The sequence below is a fragment of the Streptomyces sp. NBC_00820 genome (assembly GCF_036347055.1).
Taxonomy (GTDB): domain Bacteria; phylum Actinomycetota; class Actinomycetes; order Streptomycetales; family Streptomycetaceae; genus Streptomyces.
Genome location: NZ_CP108882.1, coordinates 4,207,467 through 4,231,568, shown reverse-complemented (window position 1 = coordinate 4,231,568; position 24,102 = coordinate 4,207,467). Strand labels below are relative to the sequence as shown.

Sequence of the window (24,102 nt, the reverse complement as noted above, 5' to 3'; positions counted from 1 at the left end):
AAACACCCGAACCTGTCCGGGCTGTCCGGGCTGTCCGGGCTGTCCGGGCTGTCCGGGCTGTCCGGGCACGACACCCCCGCAGCACACCGGGACGGCTACATCACCCGCCGGGCTCCGGCAACACGAGCCGCCGGACCGGCCCCGCGCACCCGTACGGGCAGCGCGGAAGGGCAAGACAAAACCCCGGCCGCTCAGGCGACCGGGGTTCGATCAGATTCTGGTGTCGGCACTCAGGAACCCGTGGACACGGAGTCAGTGGCCTCCGTCCACAGGTCCTGCTCGGCGCGATCCGCCTGGATCTGGCGGTACACGAGGAGACCGCCGACGGCGGCCAGTGCGACCAGGAGCAGCTTCTTCACCGCGCGACCTCGTCTTTCGTTGACGTAGGGGACCTCTGGCGCCCGACTATACACACCGCCCGATATCGGTCGGCGACCTGCGTCGGGGCCCAACTCCCGCCGCCGTCAGCGCAATAGGCCAGGTCGGCGCCGTTCCGATCGGAGGGTGATCACACCTCCACGGACGGTTACTTTGCTCCCCTTCTGCTTGCTCTCGCCATGATTCGTGGGCTTTTCTGCCCTCTTGCGCCCATACGGGTGGTGTTCATCTGAACATCGACGCGCCACGGGCGTCGGTCCACCACTTCGCGTCCCGCATACACATCATGAGGAAAGTACGCAAATCGCCCAACCCGAAAGTGAGGGGCCATGACCCAGAACAAGGTCATGACGCTGTGGACCGCCATCGTCACCGCCTTCCTCGCGCTGTGCACGGCGCTCGGACTCGTCACCACCGCCGCCACGACGGCCTCGGCCCAGACCGAGAGCCCGCGCACCGAGACGCCGCAGAGCGACAGCGACAGCGGCACCGAGCTCCGAACGGCACCGACGATCCCAGCGATGCGCCACTGGACCTGGTCCCACGCCAAGGCGCTGCCCCCCACGATGAAGCAACGGATCCGGGCCGAGGCCCACGGGAAGTCCCCCCGCTGCAGGCACCTCCCCCTCGCCGACGCGGAGACCGACCCCCTCGCCCAGACGGACACCGAGGCGGACGCCCTCACCGACCAGCGGACCGCACCGCTCGCCTGCTGACCCGGGCCACAGCACACAAGAACCGCGGACGTTTCGACACCAAAGGCGACTTGCGTACGCGTATGTCGACACGGAAGGACCCCCGGCTGCCCTCGGCCGGGGGTCACGCGCGGTTCCTGTTTCAGCAGCTCCCCCGCAGGTGCCCCACCGACGTTTCAGCAGCTCCCCGCAGGTGCCCCACCGACGTCCCAGCGACGTCCAGCAACGCCCAGCGATGTCCTACCGACGTCCCACCCCCACCCACACCCACGTCACGCCGACGCCTCGCCCCGCACGACGGGTCCTGACGAGCAGTCGTAGCCTGGTCGGGTGCCCAAGCCTCACGACGAGATCGCGGACGACGTCCGCAGCGGCACGTTCGTACGGCGGTCGCGCACGGTGGCCGTGCGCGACAACGGACGGCACCAGTGGGAGAAGGACCGGGCACGGCAGCCGCGAACGACCCGGGCCGCGACCGGGGTCACCGAACACGACACCGGCCTGACCGGTGACGACCTGGTCTTCTCGGCGCGGTACCGCACGATCCGGGCGCCCGGGGACCTGGCGAGCGCCTTCGGCGTGCCCGAGGGCACCGCCCTGCTCGAACGCAGCTACCGCACCCGGCACACCGCCGACCCGGCCCCCTTCGGCCTCGTGACCTCGTATCTCCCGTACTCCCTGGCCGCGGCCAACCCCGACCTCCTGGACGAGGCGAACGAGCCCTGGCCCGGAGGCACCCAGAACCAGCTCCACACCGTCGGCGTCGAGGTGGACCGCGTCGAGGAACGCCTCACCGCCCGCCCCCCGGCCCCGGAGGAGGCCCGCGAGCTGGGACTGCCGCCGGGCAGCGCCGTCATCCTGCTCCGCAAGACCTCCTACGACCTCGGCGACCGTGTCGTGGAGGTCTCCCGCATCGTGCTGCCCGCAGACCGCACGGAGCTGGTCTTCACCACTCGACTGGAAAGGTGGTGAGTGCCGCCGTGCCCCGGCGCATCACCGTTGTCACCGCTGTCCACGGCCCGTCCGCCCGCTTCCTGCCGGACGCGTACCGGTCGCTGTGCGCGCAGGAACTCCCGGAGGGCTGGGAGTGGACCTGGGTGATCCAGGAGGACGGGACGACCGACGAGGTCCGCCCGTACGTCCCGGACGACACGCGGGTGAGCTTCCACCAGGGACGGCCGGGCGGACCCGGGGTCGCGCGGACCATCGCCCTGGCCCACGCCGACGGCCCGTACGTGAAGGTCCTGGACGCCGACGACCAGCTCGCACCGGGCGCGCTCGCCCGCGACCTGGCCGTGCTGGAGGGAAACCGCACGGTGGGCTGGGCCACCTCCCGCGTCCTGGACCTGCTGCCCGACGGCTCCACGGCCGGCTTCCCCGGCGACCCGGCCGACGGTCCCCTCGAGCGCGGGACCGTGCTGGACCACTGGAAGCGCGACGGCTTCCGGGCCCCGGTGCACCCGGCGACCCTCTTCGTCCGGCGGGACCTGCTGACGGCGCTCGGCGGCTGGATGGCGCTGCCGGCCTCCGAGGACACCGGGCTGCTCCTCGCACTGAACGCGGTCAGCCGGGGATGGTTCTCGCAGGAGGTCGGGCTGCTCTACCGCAAGTGGGACGGCCAGGTCACCGGCCAGGCCTCGCACACCGACCCGGTCGAACGCGACGCCCGCATGGCGGTGGCGGAAGCGCGTGCCCGCGCGCTCGCGGAGTCCGGCTGGCGCCACCCGGCCGACGGCGGCTGAGCGCCGGACGGCAGGACACCCGGTGCGGAGCGGACGGTTTCACTCGCCTATGAGGACGGCCTGCGAAGGGCACTTCTCGGCAGCCTCCCGCACCTCGGGATCGTCACCCGTGTCCTCCCGGCCGGGCAGCACCTCGCCGTAGCCGTCGACGAACACGAACACCGATGGAACCCGGTACGCGCATTCCGCCGAGCCGTAACACGCACTCCGGTCCACGGAGACCTTCATGTGCCCTCCCGTCATGAGTGCCCGCGCCGCGTCGTACCGCGCCGGTCACGACGACTCTGCCCCTCCGACACCGGCCTGAACCGGCGGTCAGGGGAAGTCCGGGGATCATCCGTAGGGGAGAAGTACGGGAGTTGCCGGGAGCCGCCGGGGGTGGAGTACGGGGCGTGTCCGGGCCGGCCGGCGCCGTCCGTCCGGTACCGGTCCCTCCCCACGTGGGGACCGGTACCGAACGGAGCGGCGGGGGTGTCGATCCGCGTCGCGTCGGCGTGCCGGCACGGATCGAGGCTGAGGCGGACGGACCCGGTGGCCCGGGCGTCCGGCACCGGCGGGAAGTTGACCGAGAACATTCGGCGCCGCGGACCGCCACTCCGGGGACGTGGGCCCGTGGCCTGTCCGGACGGTGTGTGACAGTTCCGCTACCGCGACGTGATCCTGCCATCTGTGGCGCCCGGCGAGGAGGTCCGGACCTCCGGACCAGGGTCTTTCCGCAGGTCAGCCATATAGGGTGAGTTTTCCGGTCCGGACGTCCAGACGCGGGGGAAGTAAGGGGTGGGGCCTTGGGTTCCGACTCTGGGGCGCGCACAGCCTTCGCCGAACGCCTCGCCCTGCTCTACAAGGAGGCCGGCAACCCTCCCCTCAAAAGCGTCGCCGAAGCGGTCGTACGACTGCAGCGGGTGGACGAGCGCGGGCGGCCCGTACGGGTGTCCGCGCAGCGCATCAGTGACTGGCGGCGGGCCAAGAACGTACCGGCCCAGTTCGCCGCGCTCGCGGCGGTTCTGCAGATCCTGATCCCCGAGGCGCGGCGCGCGCGGCCCGTACCCGTCTCCGGCGGACTGTACGACCTCGCCCAGTGGCAGCGCCTGTGGGAGCGCGCGCTGGCCGACCCGGTGGGTGAGCGGCCGCCGGCGCCGGATCCGGAGGACGGGGCGGCCTCGGTCGTGGACCCGCCGGTCACCGGCGGGGTCTGCCCCTACCGGGGGCTGGCCTCCTACCGGCATGAGGACGCCCGGTGGTTCTTCGGCCGGGAGCGCAGCACCGAGGCGCTCGTGGCCCAGCTGCGCTCCGCCGGGCAGGACGGCGGGCTGGTCGTGCTGGTCGGCGCCTCGGGCGCGGGAAAGTCGTCCCTGCTCAACGCCGGCCTGGTTCCCGCGGTGCGGGGCGGGGCCCTGGAGGACGGTGGCGGCCGGACCGGTCCCGTGCTCCAGCTCGTGCCGGGCGCCGACCCGCTCGGTGAACTGACCGCACGCATCCCGCACCTCGCCGGCCTCGCCGCCGCCGCCCGCCGGGCCGAACGGGAAGCGGCCGGCAACCCCTCGGCCCCCGGCGCCGACGCCCCGCACCTCACCCGCGCGGTACGGGAGGCCGTCACGGAATGGGCGCGCGAGCACCTCCCGGCGACCGCGCACGGGACGGCGAACGAACCGACGGCCGACCCGACGGCCGAACCACACGGGACGACGGACGAACCGACGACCGACCGGCCGGCGGGGCAGGAGCCCGCCCACGGCCCCACCGGCACCCACGACCCCACCGGCACACCCCCCGCCCGCCCGGTCCTCATCGTCGACCAGTTCGAGGAGACCTTCACCCTCTGCGCCGACGAGGCCGACCGGCGCACGTTCGTCCGGTTCCTGCACGCCGCCTGCACCCCGCCCCCGGACTCCTCCGGGCCCGCCCCCGTCCTGGTGGTCCTCGGCATACGCGCGGACTTCTACGAGCAGTGCCTGGGGCATCCGGAGCTGGCCGACGCGCTGCAGCACCGCCACATGGTGCTCGGGCCGCTGACCACGGCGGAGCTGCGCGAGGCGGTGACCGGTCCGGCCAAGGCGGTGGGGCTGGAACTGGAGCCGGGGCTGACCGAGCTGATCGTCCGCGAGGTCAGCGCCGACGGCCCGCGCGGGGCCCACGACTCGGGCGTGCTCCCGCTGCTGTCCCACGCCCTCCTCGTCACCTGGCAGCGGCGCAAGGGCGGCCGGCTGACGCTGGCCGGCTACCGCGCGGCGGGCGGCATCCAGGGGGCCGTGGCGGCCACCGCCGAACGTGCCTGGTCCAGCCTGGACCCGGCCGCCCGCACCGCGGCCCGGCTGCTCCTGCTGCGCCTGGTACGGCTGGGCGAGGACACCCAGGCCACCCGGCGGCGGGGCACGCGGCGCCAGCTGGCGCGGGAGTCGACGGACCCGGACAAGACCGAGGAGTCGCTGGAGGCGCTGGTCCGCGCCCGGCTGGTGACCCTCGACGCGGACACCGTGGAGATCACCCACGAGGCACTGCTGCACGCGTGGCCCCGGCTGCGCCACTGGATCGACGACAACCGGGGCGACCATCTGCTGCGCCAGCGCCTGGAGGAGGACGGCAGGGCCTGGGAGGCGACCGAGCGGGACAGCTCCCTGCTGTACCGGGGCTCGCGCCTGGAGCAGGCCCGCGGCTGGGCGGAGTCCGCCGGGGACACCGTTCTGACCCGCGGCGCGGTGGAGTTCCTGGCCGCCTCGGTGCGGCTGCGCAGGCGTACGGTCCTGATCAGCAGGGCCGCGGTGGCGGCGGTGGTCGTACTCGCCGTCCTGGCCGCCGGCTCGGCGGTGGTCGCGTGGCAGCAGCGGGACGACGCCGTGTTCGAACAGGTGCTCGCCGAGGCCGACCGGGTCCAGCACACCGATCCCTCGCTGGCCGCCCAGCTCGACCTGGTCGCCCACCAGCGGCGCCCCGGCGACGAGGGGACGTACAGCAGGCTGATCTCCATCGTGAACGCGCCGCTCGCCACCTCCCTGACCGGCCACACCGGCGCCGTCTACCTCACCTCCTTCAGCCCCGACGGCCACACCCTGGCCACCGCCGGCTACGACCGCACCGTGCGCCTGTGGGACGTGTCCGGCCGCGGCAGCCCGAAGCCGCTCGGCAAGCCGCTCACCGGCCACACGAGCTGGGTGAGCAGCGCGGTCTTCAGCCCCGACGGCCACACCCTGGCCAGCGCCGGAGACGACGGCACGATCCGCCTGTGGGACGTCACCGACCCCGCACACCCCCGCCCGCGCGGCACGCCCCTGGCCGGCCACCAGGGCACCATCTACCTGGTCGCCTTCAGCCCCGACGGCCGCACCCTGGCCGGCGCCGGGGAGGACCACACCGTCCGCCTGTGGAACGTGGCCGACCCGCGCCGGCCGAAGGCGCTCGGCGTGCTGCGCGGCACCGGCGCGGCCGTGCGCTGCGTGACGTTCAGCCCCGACGGCCGCACCCTCGCGGCGGGCGGCGACGACGCCGCCGTACGGCTGTGGAACGTCGCCGACCCCCGCCACCCGCGGCCGTCGAGGACGGTGCTGCGGGGCCACACGGACCTCGTGCACTCGGTGGCGTTCAGCCCCGACGGGCGCACCCTGGCCAGCGGCAGCGCGGACGACACCATCCGGCTGTGGAACGTCGCCGACCCCGCGCACGCGGCACCGCTCGGCGCGCCGCTCACCGGCCACACCGGCCCGGTCTGGTCCGTGGCCTTCAGCCCGGACGGCGGCCGGCTCGCCGCCGCCAGCGCGGACAGCACCGCGAGCCTGTGGAACGTCGCCGATCCGGCGTCCCCGTCGCAGGTCGGCGAGCCGCTCGCGGGCGGCAGCGGCGAGATGTACGCGCTCGGATTCAGCCCCGACGGGCGCACCCTGGCCACCGGCAGCGGCGACAGCAAGGTCAGACTGTGGTCGGTGCCGACATCGGACATGACCGGCCGCGGCGGGGCGTTCCGCCGGGACGGCAAGGTGCTCGCCACGGCCGCCCGCGACGGCCGGCTGCGGCTGTGGAACGTCGCGCGGCCCGGCCGGCCCGAACCGCTCGGCTCCCCCTTCATGCGCGCCGACGGCGGACAGCGCTCGATGGTGTTCTCCCCCGACGGCCGCACCCTCGCCGTGCTGACCGGCGACCGGTCCGTGTACCTGTGGAACGTCACCGACCCGGCACGCCCCGTCCCCGCCGGGCCTCCCCTGCCGTTGCACACCCGCTTCATGGGCCCTGACGCCCTCGCCTACAGCCCCGACGGCCACACCCTGGCCACCGCCTACGACGACCGCACGATCCAGCTGTGGGACGTCACCCGCCCGCGCACCGCGACCGCGCTCGGCTCGCCCCTCACCGGCCACCGGGGCTTCGTCAACGCCCTCGCGTTCGCCCCCGGCGGGCACACGCTCGCCAGTGGGAGCGCCGACGGCACGATCCGGCTGTGGGACGTCACCGACCCGGGCCGCGCCACCGCGCTCGGCTCCGCGCTCACCGGCCACTCCGGCCCCGTCAACGCCCTCGCCTACAGCCCCGACGGCCGCACCCTGGCGAGCGGCGGCGACGACGACACCGTACGGCTGTGGAACGTCTCCGACCTCCGCGTCGCGGTCCCGCTCGGCTCACCCCTGACCGGCCACACCGAGGCGGTCACGTCCCTGACGTTCGACGCGCACGGCCGCACCCTGGCCAGCGGCGGCAACGACAACACGGTCCGCCTGTGGGACGTCGCCGTCCCTGCCTCGGCCACCCCCATCGGCCAGTCGATGAGCCCCTACGCCAAGACCGGCAACTTCCTGTCCTTCAGCCCCACCCGTCACGTCCTCGGCGTCTCCAGCGGCGCCGACACGGTCCGCCTGTGGAGCCTGGACGCCGACGAGGCGATCCGGCACATCTGCTCGGTCACCCAGGGCGTGCTGACCCCGCAGCGGTGGCACGAATACCTCCCGCGCCTGTCCTACGACCCCCCGTGCCCAGCCTGAACGATCAAGACAGGCCAACTACCCGCCTGTTCAAGCCCGTTACCCGTGATTTCTCACCCGACTTACCTCCCCCGGCCCAACCAACCTTGTTACCCTTGGCCATAGCCCGATCGCTGGTGCATCCCCCGTCGCCAGCGATCGGGTTTTCTCACGCCCCGGCACGCGTCCACACGTGCCCGCACCCGTCCACACGTGCCCGCACGTGCCCGCACGTGCCCACTCGTGTTCCGCGGGCGGCCCCCGGTCCGGCACACAGCCCCGCCATCACTCAGCGCCTCCTGGACGCAGCCGCTCCGGAGCGAGCGGCCCCGAAGACTCGGGCACATACGACGAAGACCCCCGACCATGATGGCCGGGGGTCTTCGTACAAGTGGGGCTAACAGGATTTGAACCTGTGGCCTCATCCTTATCAGGGATGCGCTCTAACCAACTGAGCTATAGCCCCGCCGCGCTTTGCGGGTGTGTGTCCCGCGCGCTGACTCCTGAAGATTAGCGCACGAGGGCGGCAGTCCCAAAATCGGTTGTCGGGGACCGCCGTCGCGGCACGGCGGACGGGGTCACTCGTCCTCGGCCAGCGTCAGCTCGATGCCGCCCACGAAGCCCGCGGAGAGGTTGTAGATGAAGGCGCCGAGCGTGGCCAGCGCCGTCGCGAGGACGACATCGATGATCGCGATGATCGTCGTGAACATCAGGACGTTCGGCAGGGACAGGAAAGCCTGGAGGTCGAAACCATTCGCCTCGTTGGAACCGGTCGCCTCCGAGATCGTGCCGCCCACCGTGGAGAAGACGCCCATGGCGTCCATGACCATCCACAGCACCGCCGCGGCGACGATCGTGCAGATGCCCAGCGCGATGGAGAGCAGGAAGCTGACCTTCATCACCGACCACGGGTCGGCCTTCGCCACCCGCAGCCGCGCCTTGCGGGTACGCGGCGCGGTCCGCGCCCCGGTACGCGGCCGGCGTACGGCACCGGAGGGCGCCTGCGCCGGGTAGGCCTGCGGCGGGTGGTACGGCCCGTCCGCCTGGTCGGAGCGCCGCTCCCCGGGCAGCGGGGAGCCCGGCCGGGACTCGGCCGCGCCGCCTGCGGACTGGGCCTGCGGGCCTCGGGTGTCCGTCACAGTTCCCCCCTGGGATCCATGCGTGTCGGAGGTGGAGGAATCAGAGGTGGAGGAAGAAGGAGAGGAGGACGAGGCGGACGCGGAAGGAGCGGAGGAGGCGGCCTCGGAGGATGAGGGAGCGTCAGCCTTCGACCCGACCGCCTTCAGGCCGGCCGTCTCCGGGTCGCTCGCGGCCGCGGCCGCCACCGTCCCCTTCGCGGCCGCCGCGGCGGCGGTGCCCCCCTTGTTCCCCCGGTCCGCCTTACTCGCCTTACTCGCCTTGCCCGCCTTGCTCGCGGCGGAGCCACGGCCGCCGCCGTCCGCCTCCGTACCCGTGGAGGTACCGGCCGATCCGGCGCCCGTGGCTCCGCTCACGATCACTCACTCCTCGCGCTACTCGGCCGAGGGCGCCTCACCCTCGTCCGTGCCGGCGGTCACGACAACCTCGACGGTCTCGTCCACGGCCACGTCGCCGTCGACTTCCTCCGCCTCGCGCCCCGCCTCGGCGTTACGAGCGATACCGACCACGGCATCGCGCTTGCCCAGGTTGATCAGTTGGACGCCCATGGTGTCACGGCCCGTCTCCCTGACCTCGTTGACTCGCGTACGAATCACACCGCCGGACAGGGTGATGGCGAGGATCTCGTCGGTCTCCTCCACAATCAGCGCGCCGACGAGAGAACCGCGGTCCTCCACGATCTTGGCAGCCTTGATGCCGAGGCCGCCACGCCCCTGGACGCGGTACTCGTCGACGGCGGTGCGCTTGGCGTACCCACCGTCCGTCGCGGTGAAGACGAACGTACCGGGTCGCACCACATTCATCGAGAGCAGTTCGTCGCCCTCACGGAAGCTCATGCCCTTCACACCGGAGGTGGCACGGCCCATCGGACGCAGGCTCTCGTCGGAAGCGGTGAACCGGATCGACTGCGCCTTCTTGCTGACCAGGAGCAGATCGTCCTCGGCGGAGACCAGCTCGGCGCCGATCAGCTCGTCGTCCGAACCGTCCTCACGCGTACGCAGGTTGATCGCGATGACACCACCGGAGCGGGGCGAATCGTAATCCTTCAGAGGCGTCTTCTTGACCAGACCCGACATGGTGGCCAGCACCAGGTACGGCGCCGCCTCGTAGTCGCGGATCGCGAGGATCTCGGCGATCGCCTCGTCCGGCTGGAAGGCCAGCAGGTTCGCCACGTGCTGACCGCGCGCCTCACGGCCCACCTCGGGCAGCTCGTACGCCTTGGCCCGGTACACCCGGCCCTTGTTCGTGAAGAACAGCAGCCAGTGATGCGTGGTGGAGATGAAGAAGTGGTCGACGATGTCGTCCTCCTTCAGCTTCGTACCCCGCACGCCCTTGCCGCCGCGCTTCTGCGCCCGGTAGTCGTCCGTCTTCGTCCGCTTGACGTAGCCGCCCCGCGTGACGGTGACGACGATGTCCTCCTCGGCGATCAGGTCCTCGATGGACATGTCGCCGTCGTACGGGATCAGCTTGCTGCGGCGGTCGTCACCGAACTTGTCGACGATCGCGGCCAGCTCGTCGTGGACGATCTGACGCTGGCGGACCGGCGACGCGAGGATCGCGTTGTACTCCGTGATCTTCGCCTGGAGCTCGTCGTGCTCCTGGATGATCTTCTGGCGCTCCAGGGCGGCCAGACGGCGCAGCTGCATCTCGAGGATCGCGTTGGCCTGGATCTCGTCGATCTCCAGCAGGCCCATCAGGCCCTCGCGCGCGATGTCGACGGTGTCACTGCGCCGGATCAGCGCGATGACCTCGTCGATGGCGTCCAGGGCCTTCAGCAGACCACGCAGGATGTGCGCCCGCTCCTCGGCCTTGCGCAGCCTGAAGCGCGTACGGCGGACGATGACCTCGATCTGGTGCGTCACCCAGTGACGGATGAACGCGTCCAGCGACAGCGTGCGCGGCACCCCGTCGACCAGCGCCAGCATGTTGGCGCCGAAGTTCGTCTGCAGCTCGGTGTGCTTGTACAGGTTGTTCAGGACGACCTTGGCGACCGCGTCCCGCTTGAGGACGATCACCAGACGCTGACCGGTACGCGACGACGTCTCGTCACGGACGTCCGCGATGCCGCCGATCTTGCCGTCCTTCACCAGGTCGGCGATCTTCTGCGCCAGGTTGTCCGGGTTCACCTGGTACGGCAGCTCGGTGACCACCAGGCACTGGCGGTTCTGGATCTCCTCGACCTCGACCACCGCGCGCATCGTGATGGAGCCGCGACCGGTGCGGTACGCCTCCTCGATGCCCTTGCGGCCCACGACCAGCGCGCCGGTCGGGAAGTCCGGGCCCTTGATGCGCTCGATGAGGGCGTCCAGCAGCTCCTCCTGCGACGCCTCGGGGTTCTCCAGGTGCCACTGGGCACCGGACGCGACCTCGCGCAGGTTGTGCGGCGGGATGTTGGTCGCCATGCCGACCGCGATACCGGCCGAGCCGTTGATCAGCAGGTTCGGGAAGCGCGCCGGCAGGACCGTCGGCTCCTTGGAGCGGCCGTCGTAGTTGTCCTTGAAATCGACGGTGTCCTCGTCGATGTCGCGGACCATCTCCATCGACAGCGGCGCCAGCTTGCACTCGGTGTAGCGCATGGCGGCCGCCGGGTCGTTGCCCGGGGAGCCGAAGTTGCCGTTGGAGTCCACGAGCGGCATGCGCATCGACCACGGCTGGGCGAGGCGGACCAGGGCGTCGTAGATCGAGCTGTCACCGTGCGGGTGGTAGTTACCCATGACGTCACCGACGACACGGGCGCACTTGTAGAAGCCGCGCTCGGGGCGGTAGCCGCCGTCGTACATGGCGTACAGGACACGGCGGTGTACGGGCTTGAGACCGTCCCGGACGTCGGGCAGCGCACGGGACACGATGACGGACATCGCGTAGTCCAGGTACGAGCGCTGCATCTCCGCGTCGAGGCCGACCGGCTCGATGCGCGTGGTGACGATCTCGCCGGTCTCTTCCTCCGGCGTCACTGGCTCAGGCATGAAGTTCGAGGTGTCGTCGGTCATTGCTGGTGAAGATCCTTCCTGATGCGGTCAGCTGAGACCGACTCAGATGTCGAGGAAGCGGACGTCCTTGGCATTGCGCTGGATGAACAGACGCCGGGCCTCGACGTCCTCGCCCATCAGCACCGAGAACAGGTCGTCGGCCTGGGCGGCGTCGTCGAGGGTGACCTGGCCGAGGACGCGGTGCTCCGGGTCCATCGTGGTCACGCGCAGCTCCTCGGCGTTCATCTCGCCGAGACCCTTGAAGCGCTGGATGGAGTCCTCGCGGACACGCTTGCCGCGCTGTCGGCCCATCTCCAGCAGCGCGTCGCGCTCACGGTCGGAGTACGCGTACTCCACGTCGTCCCGGCCCCACTTGATCTTGTACAGCGGGGGACGGGAGAGGTACACGAACCCGGACTCGACCAGCGGCCGCATGAAGCGGAACAGGAAGGTCAGCAGCAGGGTGTTGATGTGCTGGCCGTCGACGTCGGCGTCCGCCATCAAGATGATCTTGTGATAGCGGAGCTTCGTGATGTCGAAGTCCTCGTGCACACCCGTGCCGAAGGCGGAGATCAGCGCCTGGATCTCCTGGTTCTGCAGGATCTTGTCGATCCTGGCCTTCTCCACGTTGAGGATCTTGCCGCGGATCGGGAGGATCGCCTGGAACTGCGGGTTACGGCCCGACTTGGCCGAACCGCCGGCGGAGTCACCCTCGACGATGAAGATCTCGCACTTGGACGGGTCGTTGGACTGGCAGTCGGACAGCTTGCCCGGCAGCGCCCCCGACTCCAGCAGACCCTTGCGACGGGTCAGGTCACGGGCCTTGCGGGCCGCCACGCGCGCGGTGGCCGCCTGGATGCCCTTGCGGATGATGTCCGCCGCCTCGACCGGGTTACGGTCCAGCCAGTCGTTGAGGTGCTCGTAGACGGCCTTCTGCACGAAGGTCTTCGCCTCCGTGTTGCCCAGCTTCGTCTTCGTCTGGCCCTCGAACTGCGGCTCGCTCAGCTTGACCGAGATGATCGCGGTCAGACCCTCACGGATGTCGTCACCGGTGAGGTTGTCGTCCCGCTCGCGCAGCAGCTTCTTGTCGCGCGCGTACTTGTTGATCAGCGAGGTGAGCGCGGCCCGGAAGCCCTCTTCGTGAGTACCGCCCTCGTGGGTGTGGATGATGTTCGCGAAGGAGTACACACCCTCGCTGTAGCCACCGTTCCACTGCATCGCGACCTCGAGGGACAGGTTCTTGTCCTTGTCCTCGGCCTCCAGGTCGATGATGCTCGGGTGCACCAGCTCCCCCTTGCGGGAGTTCAGGTACTTCACGAAGTCGACGATGCCGCCCTCGTAGTGGTACGTGACCGTCTTGACCTCGGCCTTGTCGTCCGCACCCGCCTCGTCCGCGCCCGCGGTGGCCTTCGCCTGCTCACGCTCGTCGGTGAGCCGGATCGTCAGACCCTTGTTGAGGAACGCCATCTCCTGGAAACGCCGCGACAGCGTCTCGAAGGAGTACTCCGTGGTCTCGAAGATCTCCGGGTCGGCCCAGAAGGTCACCGACGTACCGGTCTCCTCCGTCGGCTCGTTCTTGACCAGCGGAGCCGTCGGGACACCCATCTTGTAGTCCTGCGTCCACCGGTAGCCGTCCGTCTTCACCTCGACGGCGACCTTCGTGGACAGCGCGTTCACGACGGACACACCCACGCCGTGCAGACCACCGGAGACGGCGTAACCGCCACCGCCGAACTTGCCGCCCGCGTGCAGCACGGTCAGCACGACCTCGACCGCCGGCTTGCCCTCGGAGGGCACGATGCCCACCGGGATGCCACGGCCGTTGTCGACCACACGCACGCCGCCGTCGGGCAGGATCGTCACGTCGATCGTGTCCGCGTAGCCGGCCAGCGCCTCGTCGACCGAGTTGTCGACGACCTCCTGCACCAGGTGGTGCAGACCACGCTCACCGGTCGAGCCGATGTACATGCCGGGTCGCTTGCGGACCGCGTCCAGCCCTTCGAGCACGGTGATGGCACTGGCGTCGTAGGAGGTGGAGGCGGTGGCCTCGCCGTTGACGCCGGCGTCGGTGGAAGGGATGTTCTCGTTGGGGTTGCCGGAATCGGCCACGAAGCGCCCTTTCTGGCACAGCACGAGCCGGGCTCTTCGGCAGGTTGCCGGAGCGGCTGCGGCATGTTGCGTTGGTAAGCCCTGATCAGCGTTGCTCAGCTTTTCCCGGGCGGTCCCCACGATGGGGGCGGGATTACCTTCAGTCTACCGGTAGCGCCGACAGTAATGGGGGCTTGCAGGCACCTGAGTCCCCATGTGCCGCCCTGAACCGGTCTCGGCCGGGTACCGATATACGGAAGGGGGCTCCAAGGGGCTCACGGCGGCGCTCAGCGCTTTCGGCCGTCATCCCTTGGCTACCGGGGGGTCGACGCGTGATCCACATCTCCGCACAGACGTACGACGGCACCCCGCGCCGGCCCCCGGACGTGATACACCTCACCCCCGAGTGAAGTGCGTCACCCGTAGGTATCGCCGGGCCCCGTGCTCCCCGGAGCACGCAACGGCCCGTACCTCCGCGCCGGGCCCGCCGGCCCGTTGACCTTGAGCAACCGCACCGTGCCGTGCCCGAGATCCTCGTTCAGCCGGGCCACCAGAGTCGGAGCCAGCAACCGCAGCTGAGTCGCCCACGCCGTCGAGTCGCAACTCACCGACAGCACCCGCTCGTCCTCGTCGTACCGCTGCGGCACACAATGCTTGGCCAGGTCCTCGCCGACGATCTGCGGCCAGCGGCCCATCACACCGCCCACCGCCGCCGGCGTCTCCCAGCCACGCTCATTGATCAACCGGTTGATCGCCGCCCCGAGCGCCATCGGATCACGGCCGTCGGCGCGCGCACCGGACCGCAGACCGCCACCACGCCGCACCTGCTTCTTCTGCCGCGCGGCATCCCCACGCGCGCGTGCCTGTTCCTTCGCCGCGCGCAACGCCACGCGCGCGAGGTCGACACCGGACGGCTCGGGCGCCCGCTGGGCGTCACCCGCCTTCCTCGCGCCGCCGGACACCTTCTTCTCGCCGGCGGGCTCCCCGGCGCTCATACGCGCTCCACCGTCCCACCGGCCACCGCGTACCGCGCACCCGCCAACAGCTCCGGCACATCGTCGTCCACGGCCGCGGTCACCAGCACCTGCTCACCCGGCGCCACCAGCTCCGCCAGCCGCTCCCGACGACGGGCGTCCAGCTCCGCGAACACGTCGTCCAGCACCAGCACCGGCTCATTGCCCTCCGCGCGCAACAGCTCGTACGACGCCAGCCGCAAGGCGAGGGCATAGGACCAGGACTCACCGTGCGAGGCGTACCCCTTCGCGGGCAGCTGCCCCAGCCTCAGAACCAGATCATCCCGATGCGGACCCACGAGGGTCACACCCCGCTCGATCTCCTGCTTGCGCGCCTCGGCCAGAGCCGCCGTCAACTGCGCGTACAGCCCCTCACGCGCATGCGCCTCACCCGGCGCGGACGGCTTGTACTCCAGCGCCAGCGGACCGCCCCCGGGTGCCAGCTGCTCATACGCCTTGTCGGCCAGCGGCTGCAGCACCGCGATCAGATCCAGCCGCTGGGCGAGCAGCTCGGCACCCACGCGCGCGAGATGCTGGTCCCACACGTCGAGGGTGGACAGGTCCATGGAACGGCCGCCGTGCCGGCGCGCGAGAGCGGCGGTCTTCAGCAACGTGTTGCGCTGCTTGAGCACCCGGTCGTAGTCCGAACGCACACCGGCCATCCGCGGCGAACGCGCGGTGATCAGCTCGTCCAGGAACCGCCGACGCTCACCCGGATCACCCTTGACCAGCGCCAGGTCCTCCGGCGCGAACAGCACCGTCCGCACGATCCCCAGCACGTCTCTCGGCCTGACCTGCGAGGACCGGTTGATCCGGGCCCGGTTCGCCCGGCCGGGGTTCAGCTCCAGCTCCACCAGCTGCTGCCGCTCACCCTGGCGGACCTGCGCCCGCACCACGGCCCGGTCGGCTCCCATGCGCACCAGAGGGGCGTCGGAGGAGACGCGGTGACTGCCGAGAGTGGCGAGATAGCCGACCGCCTCGACCAGGTTGGTCTTGCCCTGCCCGTTGGGGCCCACGAAAGCCGTGACGCCCGGGTCGAGAGGAACCTCGGCCCGGGCGTACGAGCGGAAGTCGGCCAGCGAAAGATGCGTCACGTGCATGGTCGTTCGCCGACCTCCCCCAGGGATTGCGGATCGCGGAGGCGACCCTGTGGACTACTTCTTCTCTACGGCGTGACCACCGAACTGGTTGCGCAGCGCGGCGATCATCTTCATCTGCGGCGAGTCGTCCTGCCGGGAGGCGAACCGCGCGAACAGCGACGCGGTGATCGCGGGCAGCGGCACCGCGTTGTCGATCGCGGCCTCCACCGTCCAGCGTCCCTCACCCGAGTCCTGCGCGAAACCGCGCAGGCCCTGAAGGTGCTCGTCGTCGTCGAGCGCGTTGACCGCCAGGTCGAGCAGCCAGGAACGGATGACCGTGCCCTCCTGCCAGGAACGGAAGACCTCGCGGACGTTCTCCACGGAGTCGACCTTCTCCAGCAGCTCCCAGCCCTCGGCGTAGGCCTGCATCATCGCGTACTCGATGCCGTTGTGGACCATCTTCGCGAAGTGGCCCGCGCCGACCTTGCCGGCGTGCACCGAACCGAGGTCACCCTCCGGCTTCAGCGCGTCGAAGACCGGCTGCACCTTCGCGACGTTCTCGGCGTCGCCGCCGTACATCAGCGCGTAGCCGTTCTCCAGGCCCCAGACACCGCCAGAGACGCCACAGTCGACGAAGCCTATGCCCTTGGCGGCCAGCTCCTCCGCGTGCTTCTCGTCGTCCGTCCAGCGCGAGTTGCCGCCGTCCACGACCACGTCGCCGGGCTCCAGCAGCTCGGCGAGCTGGTCGACCGTGCTCTGGGTGGGCTCACCGGCCGGGACCATCACCCAGACCACGCGCGGCGCGCTGAGCTTGCCCACAAGCTCTTCCAGGCTGTGGACATCCGCGACGTCGGCGTTGCGGTCGTATCCGATGACGGTGTGGCCGGCGCGGCGGATCCGCTCGCGCATGTTGCCGCCCATCTTGCCGAGGCCGACGAGACCGAGCTCCATCAGTGTGTTCCTTAGGTCGCTGTGTGGCGTGAGGGGCACCCACGTGCCCGAGCCGAGCCTAAACCCGGACGCTCACGCACAGCTGTGGGCATACGCGCTCATACGTATGCCCCCACCTGGAGCTTTGTCCCGGTCGGCCGGCCCGAAGGCCCGGCCGACCGCTCGGACACAGCCAGTCAGCCGCTCAGCCGCACCGGCATGATCAGGTACTTGTACGCGTCGTCCGCCTCCGCGTCCACCGCCGGCTTGCCGCTGAGCAGCGCGGGCTTCGTGGACGTCGTGAACGACAGCTGGGCCACCGGGGAGTCGATGGCGCTCAGACCGTCGAGCAGGAAGGTCGGGTTGAAGGCGATCGAGATGTCGTCGCCCTCCAGCTGCGCCTCCACACGCTCCACAGCCTGTGCGTCGTCGCTGGAACCGGCCTCCAGGATCAGCACGCCCTGCTCGAAGCTCAGCCGCACCGGGGTGTTGCGCTCGGCGACCAGGGCCACACGCTTGACGGCCTCCACGAAGGGGGCGGTCTCGATCACGGCGACGGAGTTGAACTCGGTCGGGAACAGCGTGCGGTACTTCGGCAGGTCGCCCTCGAGCAGACGCGTGGTCGTACGACGCCCCGCGCCCTCGAAACCGATCAGGCCCTCGCCCGCGCCCGAGCCGGACAGCGCCAGCGTGACGCTGTCACCGGCGCCCAGGGACTTGGCGGTGTCCAGGAGCGTCTTGGCCGGCACCAGGGCGACCGCGGAGGCGTCCGGGTTCTCCGGCTTCCACAGGAACTCGCGGACCGCGAAGCGGTAGCGGTCGGTGGAGGCCAGGGTGACCGTGTCGCCCTCGATCTCGATGCGCACACCGGTGAGCACGGGCAGCGTGTCGTCACGGCCGGCGGCGATGGCCACCTGGGAGACGGCGGCGGCGAAGACCTCGCCGGGGACGGTGCCCGTGGCGTTCGGCATCTGCGGCAGCGCCGGGTATTCCTCCACAGGCAGTGTGTGGAGCGTGAACCGCGAGGAGCCGCAGACCACGGTCGCCCGTACACCGTCTGTGGAAATCTCCACCGGGCGGTTGGGCAGGGCACGGGAGATGTCGGCGAGCAGCCGGCCCGAGACCAGGACGGTGCCCTCCTCCTCGACCTCCGCCTCGACGCTGACACGCGCCGAGACCTCGTAGTCGAAGCTCGACAGGCTCAGCTGGCCGTCCTCGGCCTTCAGCAGCAAGCCGGCGAGGACAGGCGCCGGCGGACGGGCCGGGAGGCTGCGTGCTGCCCACGCCACTGCCTCCGCGAGTACGTCGCGTTCCACCCGGATCTTCACCGTAAGCCGCCTCCTGCTGTTGCTACTGAGTCCTCCGACTCGATGTCACCGCCCACTGCGGAGGGCAGGACACCGGGGACCAGTCTGACGCACGGCACTGACAGTAGGCGCCTGTCGGGGTCAAGTCGGTCGCAGGGGCAGCCGAGCTCGAGAGGCCGAGTTGTGCACAGGCCCCGCTTCGAAACGGATTCCTAGCTCTCTCTAGTTGGGAGTAGTAGTAGGGGCTGTGGATACAGTGGATAACCACGTTTTCCCAGGTCAGAGCAGGAATTTTGTCCACCGACCCTGTGGGTGGAGGCAGTGGACAACTCGCCGTTTCTGTGGAGAACAGAAAGTTCTGCACACACCGCCCACAGGGCGAGGGCAGTTCTCCCCAGCTGCGTCCCCAGGTTTACCCACGTTTCCCACAGCCCAACCAGGCACCTTCGTGTGACGCCTTTCACTCGACGCGGTGACTGGAGGCGCCTCGTTGCCGAACAGTGGACAGCCATGTGGAGAAGCTGGTGATCGCTGGGGACAACTGCCGCCGACCTGTGGGCTACCGGTGGAAAACTTCGTGCACAGCCTGTGGACCATCTCGTTGTCCACAGCCTGTGGAGATCCTTCGTCCACGATTCCACAGCCCCCTGAGCTGCGGGGACGGTGGAGTCCCAGGTTCCCTGTGGATGCAGTTCGGGACAACTTCGCAGTCCCCAGCATGTGGACGGAAAAAAGTCGCCGAATCTGTGGAGGAAGGCCGTAACCAGGCAGTTAATCGAACACCGGGTGGCCGGGGAGGAGCGGCCGGGGCGGGGGCGCCGGCGTCCCGGACGGCTGTCGCGGGGGGTTTTCCGGCCCCCGAGGGGACATTTCGCCGGCCCGCGAGGTGCACGAAGGGGGCGGCTCCAGGGGGCGGAGAGACGCACCGGGGTGGTGTGCGGGCGGTGGAGCGCGTTCTGGGGGGTGCGTGCGGGAGAGAGCGCCCGGCGCCCGGGGCGTGCGCGTGAGGGCGTGCTGAGGCGGCTGCGCGGGGATGCGGGCGTGCTGGGGCGGCGGGAGGTGCTGGGCGCCTGGCATGGACGTGGGCGGGGGCGTGTACGCGGAGCTGGCCTCGCGTCGACGTGGGCGGGCGCGTGTACCCGGATCTGGCCTTGTGTGGACGTCGTCGGGCGCGTGTACGCGGATCCGCCTGGGGGCGGGTACGCCAAGGGCGCCCCGGGGTGTCCCCGAGGCGCCCTCAGTGCGGTGTGCGGCGGTGTCAGCCGTTCTTGATCCGGTTCGTCAGCTCGGTCACCTGGTTGTAGATCGAGCGCCGCTCGGCCATCAGCGCGCGGATCTTGCGGTCGGCGTGCATGACGGTGGTGTGGTCGCGGCCGCCGAACTGCGCTCCGATCTTCGGCAGCGACAGGTCGGTCAGCTCGCGGCACAGGTACATGGCGATCTGGCGTGCCGTCACCAGGGCGCGGCCGCGCGAGGTGCCGCACAGGTCCTCGACGGTGAGTCCGAAGTAGTCGGCGGTGGCCGCCATGATGGCCGTCGCCGTGATCTCGGGGGCCGAGTCCTCGCCGCCGGGGATCAGGTCCTTCAGGACGATCTCGGTGAGGCCCAGGTCCACCGGTTGCCGGTTGAGCGAGGCGAACGCCGTCACGCGGATCAGCGCGCCCTCCAGCTCGCGGATGTTGCGCGAGATCCGGGAGGCGATGAACTCCAGCACCTCCGGCGGGGCGTTGAGCTGCTCCTGCACCGCCTTCTTGCGCAGGATCGCGATCCGGGTCTCCAGCTCGGGCGGCTGGACGTCGGTGATCAGGCCCCACTCGAAGCGGTTGCGCAGCCGGTCCTCCAGGGTGACCAGCTGCTTGGGCGGCCGGTCGGAGGAGAGCACGATCTGCTTGTTGGCGTTGTGGAGCGTGTTGAACGTGTGGAAGAACTCCTCCTGCGTCGACTCCTTGTCCGCGAGGAACTGGATGTCGTCGACGAGCAGGATGTCCATCTCGCGGTAGCGCTTGCGGAAGCTGTCGCCCTTGCCGTCGCGGATGGAGTTGATGAACTCGTTGGTGAACTCCTCCGAGCTGACGTAGCGCACGCGGGTGCCCGGGTAGAGGCTGCGTGCGTAGTGCCCGATGGCGTGCAGCAGATGGGTCTTGCCGAGCCCCGACTCCCCGTAGATGAAGAGGGGGTTGTACGCCTTCGCCGGCGCCTCGGCGACGGCCACCGCGGCGGCGTGTGCGAAGCGGTTGGACGCGCCGATGACGAACGTGTCGAAGAGGTACTTGGGGTTCAGCCGCGCGGTCGGTTCACCGGCGCCGCCCGCGGACGTGGACGAGGAGAGCGCGCCGGGCGCGCCGCCTCCGGCCGACGGCAGGTCCGGGCGGCCGGTTCCCCCGCGGTGGGAGGGGCCGGAGGGCGGCTCGGGCTGTTCCCGGCGGACGGGGTCGCGCTGGTCGTACTCCGAGCGCGGTTCGTAGCCCTCGTAGTCGGAGCGGCCGGAGTCGTACTCGCGACGTTCGCGACGGTCGTGGCGCGGGGAGTCGTAGTCGCCGCGCTGCTGGCCGTAGGGGCGTTCCCGGCCCGGCTGCCGGTAGTCGGGGGCCGGCGGGCCGTAGTTGTCCTGGGACGGCGAGGCGTAGGGGTCGCGTTCGGGGAAGCCGAGCCGCGGCTGCTGCCAGCCGTACTCGTCCTGTGCGGGGCGCGGCCAGGCGCCGGGTTCGGGGCGCTGGTACTCGGAGGGGTAGGCGGGCCGGGCGGTGGGCAGCTGGTCGCCGCGTGTGGCGGGCGGCTGCTCGTTGCGGGAGGGCTGTTCGCCGCCGGGGTGCTCATCGGAGCCGCGGTGACGGCCGTAGCCCTCGTACGGTCCGGAGGGCAGCTCCGGTTCCTCGTAGCGGGACTGCTGCTGGGGCTGGGTGGAGGGCGTCTGCGGGGCCTGGGGTTCGCCCGCGGAGTCGTCCACGGTGATCGCGATGCGGATGGGGCGCCCGCACTCGCGGCTCAGGGTCTCGGCGACGATGGGCGCGAGGCGGCCCTCGAGTACGTTTTTCGCGAATTCGTTCGGTACGGCGAGCAGGGCGGTGTCCGCGACCAGCGCAAGGGGCTGGCAGCGCCGGATCCAGTGTTCGTCCTTGGTCTCGACGCCTTGTCCGCGGCCTTCGCCGAGGAGCTGCTCCAGTACGCGTGGCCACACTGCGGCAAGATCGGCAGGTACGTCAGCCACAGGGCACGCTCTCTCGCTGGTCCCACGATCGTGTGGTGGTGGGACGGGTGGGGTTGAAACTCGGTGAGGTCGGGGGCAATCCCGCTCGGGCGGGGATATGGGAACGAATCGGAGTTCAGCCACGGTAGTCAGCGCGGCGGGTAGGGTTCAAGTTGTTGTCCCCAGCCTGTGGACAGTGTCTCTCGGCTAGCACCGGTTTGACCGGATGGCGTAGCCCCGCGTACCGTAACCAGGTCGAGTTGTCGATGGCTGCTGCCGCCTGCCTCCGATGGGCACAGATCGCTACAGGTGATCGGGAAGCGGTGCACTCGGGCGTGACGCGAGCTACTCGTGGGCGCACGGTGACAGCCAGGACGGCACCACGCCAACCACCGATTCTTTCTGGAGCCCCCGAGTGAGCAAGCGCACCTTCCAGCCGAACAACCGTCGTCGTGCCAAGACCCACGGCTTCCGTCTGCGGATGCGCACCCGTGCCGGCCGCGCGATTCTCGCGAACCGCCGCAGCAAGGGTCGCGCCAGCCTGTCCGCCTGATTCCGATCAGGTCGTGACGTCGTGCTGCCTACCGACAACCGGCTGAGGCGGCGCGAGGACTTCGCGACCGCGGTACGACGAGGTCGCCGGGCTGGTCGCCCGACCCTCGTCGTCCACCTTCGTAGCGGTGCCACGGACCCGCACGCGCCTGGGGAGAGCGCTCCCCCGACGCGTGCGGGTTTCGTCGTCAGCAAGGCCGTGGGTGGAGCGGTCGTGCGCAACAAAGTGAAGCGCAGACTGCGTCATCTGATGCGTGACCGAGTCGCCCAGTTTCCCCCCGGTAGCCTGGTAGTCGTACGAGCGCTACCCGGATCGGGTGACGCGACCCACGCACAGCTGGCCCAAGACCTGGACGCCGCTCTTCAGCGGCTGCTGGGAGGGGGCGCGCGATGAAGTACCCGCTGCTGGCTCTGATCAAGCTGTACCAGTGGACGATCAGTCCACTGCTCGGGCCGGTCTGCAAGTACTACCCGTCGTGCTCCCACTACGGCTATACGGCCATCGACCGGCATGGTGCGATCAAGGGAACGGCTCTGACCGCCTGGCGCATCCTCCGGTGCAATCCATGGTCGCTGGGCGGTGTGGACCATGTCCCGCCGCGTAAGCGTCCGCGATGGCACGAACTGCTGCGCAACGCTTGGCGCGCACGCAAGGGCGGGTCCTCCGCCGCTGAACCGGCCACCGAAGCGAATCTTTCTTGCGAGTCTTCTTCGGGCCCGGCCGCAGAGACCTCGTCCCATGCCCAAGGAGCATGATTAGTGGACACGATTGCCAGCTTCTTCAGCTTCATCACGACACCCGTTTCCTGGGTCATCGTCCAGTTCCACGCGGTGTACGGCGCGATCTTCGGGCCGGACACCGGATGGGCCTGGGGGCTGTCCATCGTGTCTCTGGTGATCCTGATCCGCATCTGCCTGATCCCGCTCTTCGTGAAGCAGATCAAGGCGACCCGGGCCATGCAGACGCTGCAGCCCGAGATGAAGAAGATCCAGGAGCGCTACAAGAACGACAAGCAGCGCCAGTCCGAAGAGATGATGAAGCTCTACAAGGACTCGGGTACCAACCCGCTGTCCTCGTGCCTTCCCATCCTGGCGCAGTCCCCGATCTTCTTCGCGCTGTACCACGTGCTCAACGGCATCGCGTCGGGCACGACCATCGGCGTCATCAACCAGTCGCTGCTGGACAGCGCCCGTAAGGCGCACATCTTCGGTGCCCCGCTGGCCGCGAAGTTCAAGGACAGCTCCGACGCGATCCACGCGATGGGCGCCTCGGTCACCGACGTGCGCGTCGTGACCGTCATCATGATCGTCCTGATGTCGGCGTCGCAGTTCTACACGCAGCGCCAGCTGATGACGAAGAACGTCGACACCACGGTGAAGACGCCGTTCATGCAGCAGCAGAAGATGCTGATGTACGTCTTCCCCATCATGTTCGCCGTCTTCGGTATCAACTTCCCGGTCGGTGTCCTCGTCTACTGGCTGACCACCAACGTGTGGACCATGGGCCAGCAGATGTTCGTCATCCGCAACAACCCGACCCCGGGTTCCAAGGCCCAGGGCGCCTACCTGGAGCGCCTGGCCAAGCACGTCACGCACCACGGCAAGGCCCGTCGTCGGAGCGAGAAGAACATCATCAAGGCCATCGTCGTCAAGGGCCGTGACCGCAACGAGGCCGAGCGCAAGTTCGTCAACGCCCTGAGCAAGGCCGGCCTCTCCGCTCAGGCCGATGGCTCCGTGGTGAAGAGCGAGAGCCAGGTCGTGGTCCAGGCCGAGGACGGTACGACCACCACGGCCGGTGCCCCGCGACGTCAGCAGCCCAAGCGGCAGAGCAAGTCTCAGCGCCAGGCCGGCCCCAAGCAGGCGGGCGAGGACACGTCCCCCGCCGAGGCGGAGAAGCCGACCACGTCGCTGGAGAAGTCCGACGAGCCGCAGGACGCCGAGGCCGCCGCCGGCAAGCCCGACGCCGCCAAGCAGCCTCAGAAGTCCGGCTCCGGCACCCGCAGCAAGGCCCAGTCGGGCCAGCGCAAGGGTGGCCCGCAGCGGCCCAAGTCCTCGTCCAAGAAGTAAGAAGGAGCCCATCCC

18 protein-coding genes and 1 tRNA gene are annotated in these 24,102 nt (G+C 70.0%); 8 read left to right on the top strand and 11 right to left on the bottom strand.

Features of this window, described 5'->3' with window-relative positions; translation table 11 throughout:
* Window positions 1-230: 230 nt before the first annotated feature.
* Entirely contained in the window at window positions 231-359 is a 129-nt protein-coding gene (locus tag OIB37_RS19170) for a DLW-39 family protein (protein WP_330458827.1), read from the bottom strand.
* 348 nt (window positions 360-707) lie between these two features.
* On the opposite strand from OIB37_RS19170, the gene OIB37_RS19165 reads away from it, so the two are divergent.
* The 3 genes from OIB37_RS19165 (at window position 708) to OIB37_RS19155 (ending at window position 2,815) form a co-directional block, all read left to right on the top strand.
* Entirely contained in the window at window positions 708-1,094 is a 387-nt protein-coding gene (locus OIB37_RS19165) for a DUF6344 domain-containing protein (protein ID WP_330458826.1), read from the top strand.
* 309 nt (window positions 1,095-1,403) lie between these two features.
* The gene (locus OIB37_RS19160) at window positions 1,404-2,045 is read left to right on the top strand and encodes a UTRA domain-containing protein (RefSeq protein ID WP_330458825.1); all 642 of its coding nucleotides are present in this window, start codon (window positions 1,404-1,406) and stop codon (window positions 2,043-2,045) included.
* Window positions 2,046-2,053: 8 nt separating this feature from the next.
* Window positions 2,054-2,815 carry a glycosyltransferase family 2 protein gene (locus OIB37_RS19155; RefSeq protein WP_330458824.1) on the top strand — a complete coding sequence of 254 codons (762 nt, stop codon included), beginning with the start codon at window positions 2,054-2,056 and terminating at the stop codon, window positions 2,813-2,815.
* A gap of 39 nt (window positions 2,816-2,854) precedes the next feature.
* On the opposite strand, the gene OIB37_RS19150 is transcribed toward OIB37_RS19155, so the two are convergent.
* The gene (locus OIB37_RS19150; RefSeq protein WP_330458823.1) at window positions 2,855-3,043 is read right to left on the bottom strand and encodes a ferredoxin; all 189 of its coding nucleotides are present in this window, start codon (window positions 3,041-3,043) and stop codon (window positions 2,855-2,857) included.
* Between the two features lie 557 nt (window positions 3,044-3,600).
* Between OIB37_RS19150 and OIB37_RS19145 the strand changes: the two genes are divergently transcribed.
* Window positions 3,601-7,779, top strand: a complete 4,179-nt coding sequence (locus tag OIB37_RS19145; RefSeq protein ID WP_330458822.1) for an nSTAND1 domain-containing NTPase — start codon at window positions 3,601-3,603, stop codon at window positions 7,777-7,779.
* Window positions 7,780-8,150: 371 nt separating this feature from the next.
* On the opposite strand, the gene OIB37_RS19140 is transcribed toward OIB37_RS19145, so the two are convergent.
* From OIB37_RS19140 to dnaA, 9 genes are all read right to left on the bottom strand, one after another.
* Window positions 8,151-8,224 (bottom strand) — tRNA-Ile (locus OIB37_RS19140).
* A gap of 112 nt (window positions 8,225-8,336) precedes the next feature.
* Entirely contained in the window at window positions 8,337-9,251 is a 915-nt protein-coding gene (locus OIB37_RS19135) for a DUF3566 domain-containing protein (protein ID WP_330458821.1), read from the bottom strand.
* A gap of 18 nt (window positions 9,252-9,269) precedes the next feature.
* Complete coding sequence (gene gyrA / locus OIB37_RS19130) at window positions 9,270-11,885, bottom strand: DNA gyrase subunit A (protein ID WP_330458820.1); 2,616 nt, start codon at window positions 11,883-11,885, stop codon at window positions 9,270-9,272.
* Between the two features lie 42 nt (window positions 11,886-11,927).
* On the bottom strand, window positions 11,928-13,973 hold the full coding sequence (gene gyrB / locus OIB37_RS19125; protein WP_330458819.1) for a DNA topoisomerase (ATP-hydrolyzing) subunit B: 2,046 nt from the start codon (window positions 13,971-13,973) through the stop codon (window positions 11,928-11,930).
* A 395-nt stretch (window positions 13,974-14,368) separates the two neighbouring features.
* Window positions 14,369-14,947, bottom strand: a complete 579-nt coding sequence (locus OIB37_RS19120; RefSeq protein WP_443058174.1) for a DUF721 domain-containing protein — start codon at window positions 14,945-14,947, stop codon at window positions 14,369-14,371.
* The gene (gene recF / locus OIB37_RS19115) at window positions 14,944-16,065 is read right to left on the bottom strand and encodes a DNA replication/repair protein RecF (protein ID WP_330458818.1); all 1,122 of its coding nucleotides are present in this window, start codon (window positions 16,063-16,065) and stop codon (window positions 14,944-14,946) included. The genes OIB37_RS19120 and recF overlap by 4 nt, the downstream gene beginning before the upstream one ends.
* A 54-nt stretch (window positions 16,066-16,119) precedes the next feature.
* The gene (gene gnd / locus OIB37_RS19110) at window positions 16,120-16,995 is read right to left on the bottom strand and encodes a phosphogluconate dehydrogenase (NAD(+)-dependent, decarboxylating) (RefSeq protein ID WP_330458817.1); all 876 of its coding nucleotides are present in this window, start codon (window positions 16,993-16,995) and stop codon (window positions 16,120-16,122) included.
* A 176-nt stretch (window positions 16,996-17,171) separates the two neighbouring features.
* Window positions 17,172-18,302 (bottom strand): DNA polymerase III subunit beta, encoded by a 1,131-nt coding sequence (gene dnaN, locus OIB37_RS19105; RefSeq protein WP_330458816.1) that lies wholly within the window; start codon window positions 18,300-18,302, stop codon window positions 17,172-17,174.
* A gap of 1,237 nt (window positions 18,303-19,539) precedes the next feature.
* Window positions 19,540-21,489 (bottom strand): chromosomal replication initiator protein DnaA, encoded by a 1,950-nt coding sequence (gene dnaA, locus OIB37_RS19100; RefSeq protein WP_330458815.1) that lies wholly within the window; start codon window positions 21,487-21,489, stop codon window positions 19,540-19,542.
* Between the two features lie 394 nt (window positions 21,490-21,883).
* Between dnaA and rpmH the strand changes: the two genes are divergently transcribed.
* Genes rpmH through yidC form a run of 4 tightly spaced genes read left to right on the top strand, consistent with a single transcriptional unit; the run spans window position 21,884 to window position 24,087 of the window.
* Window positions 21,884-22,021 carry a 50S ribosomal protein L34 gene (gene rpmH, locus OIB37_RS19095; RefSeq protein WP_005482975.1) on the top strand — a complete coding sequence of 46 codons (138 nt, stop codon included), beginning with the start codon at window positions 21,884-21,886 and terminating at the stop codon, window positions 22,019-22,021.
* 21 nt (window positions 22,022-22,042) lie between these two features.
* Window positions 22,043-22,414, top strand: a complete 372-nt coding sequence (gene rnpA, locus OIB37_RS19090; protein ID WP_330458814.1) for a ribonuclease P protein component — start codon at window positions 22,043-22,045, stop codon at window positions 22,412-22,414.
* On the top strand, window positions 22,411-22,776 hold the full coding sequence (gene yidD / locus OIB37_RS19085) for a membrane protein insertion efficiency factor YidD (RefSeq protein WP_330458813.1): 366 nt from the start codon (window positions 22,411-22,413) through the stop codon (window positions 22,774-22,776). The genes rnpA and yidD overlap by 4 nt, the downstream gene beginning before the upstream one ends.
* A gap of 3 nt (window positions 22,777-22,779) precedes the next feature.
* Complete coding sequence (gene yidC, locus OIB37_RS19080; RefSeq protein WP_330458812.1) at window positions 22,780-24,087, top strand: membrane protein insertase YidC; 1,308 nt, start codon at window positions 22,780-22,782, stop codon at window positions 24,085-24,087.
* The last annotated feature ends 15 nt before the right edge of the window (window positions 24,088-24,102 follow it).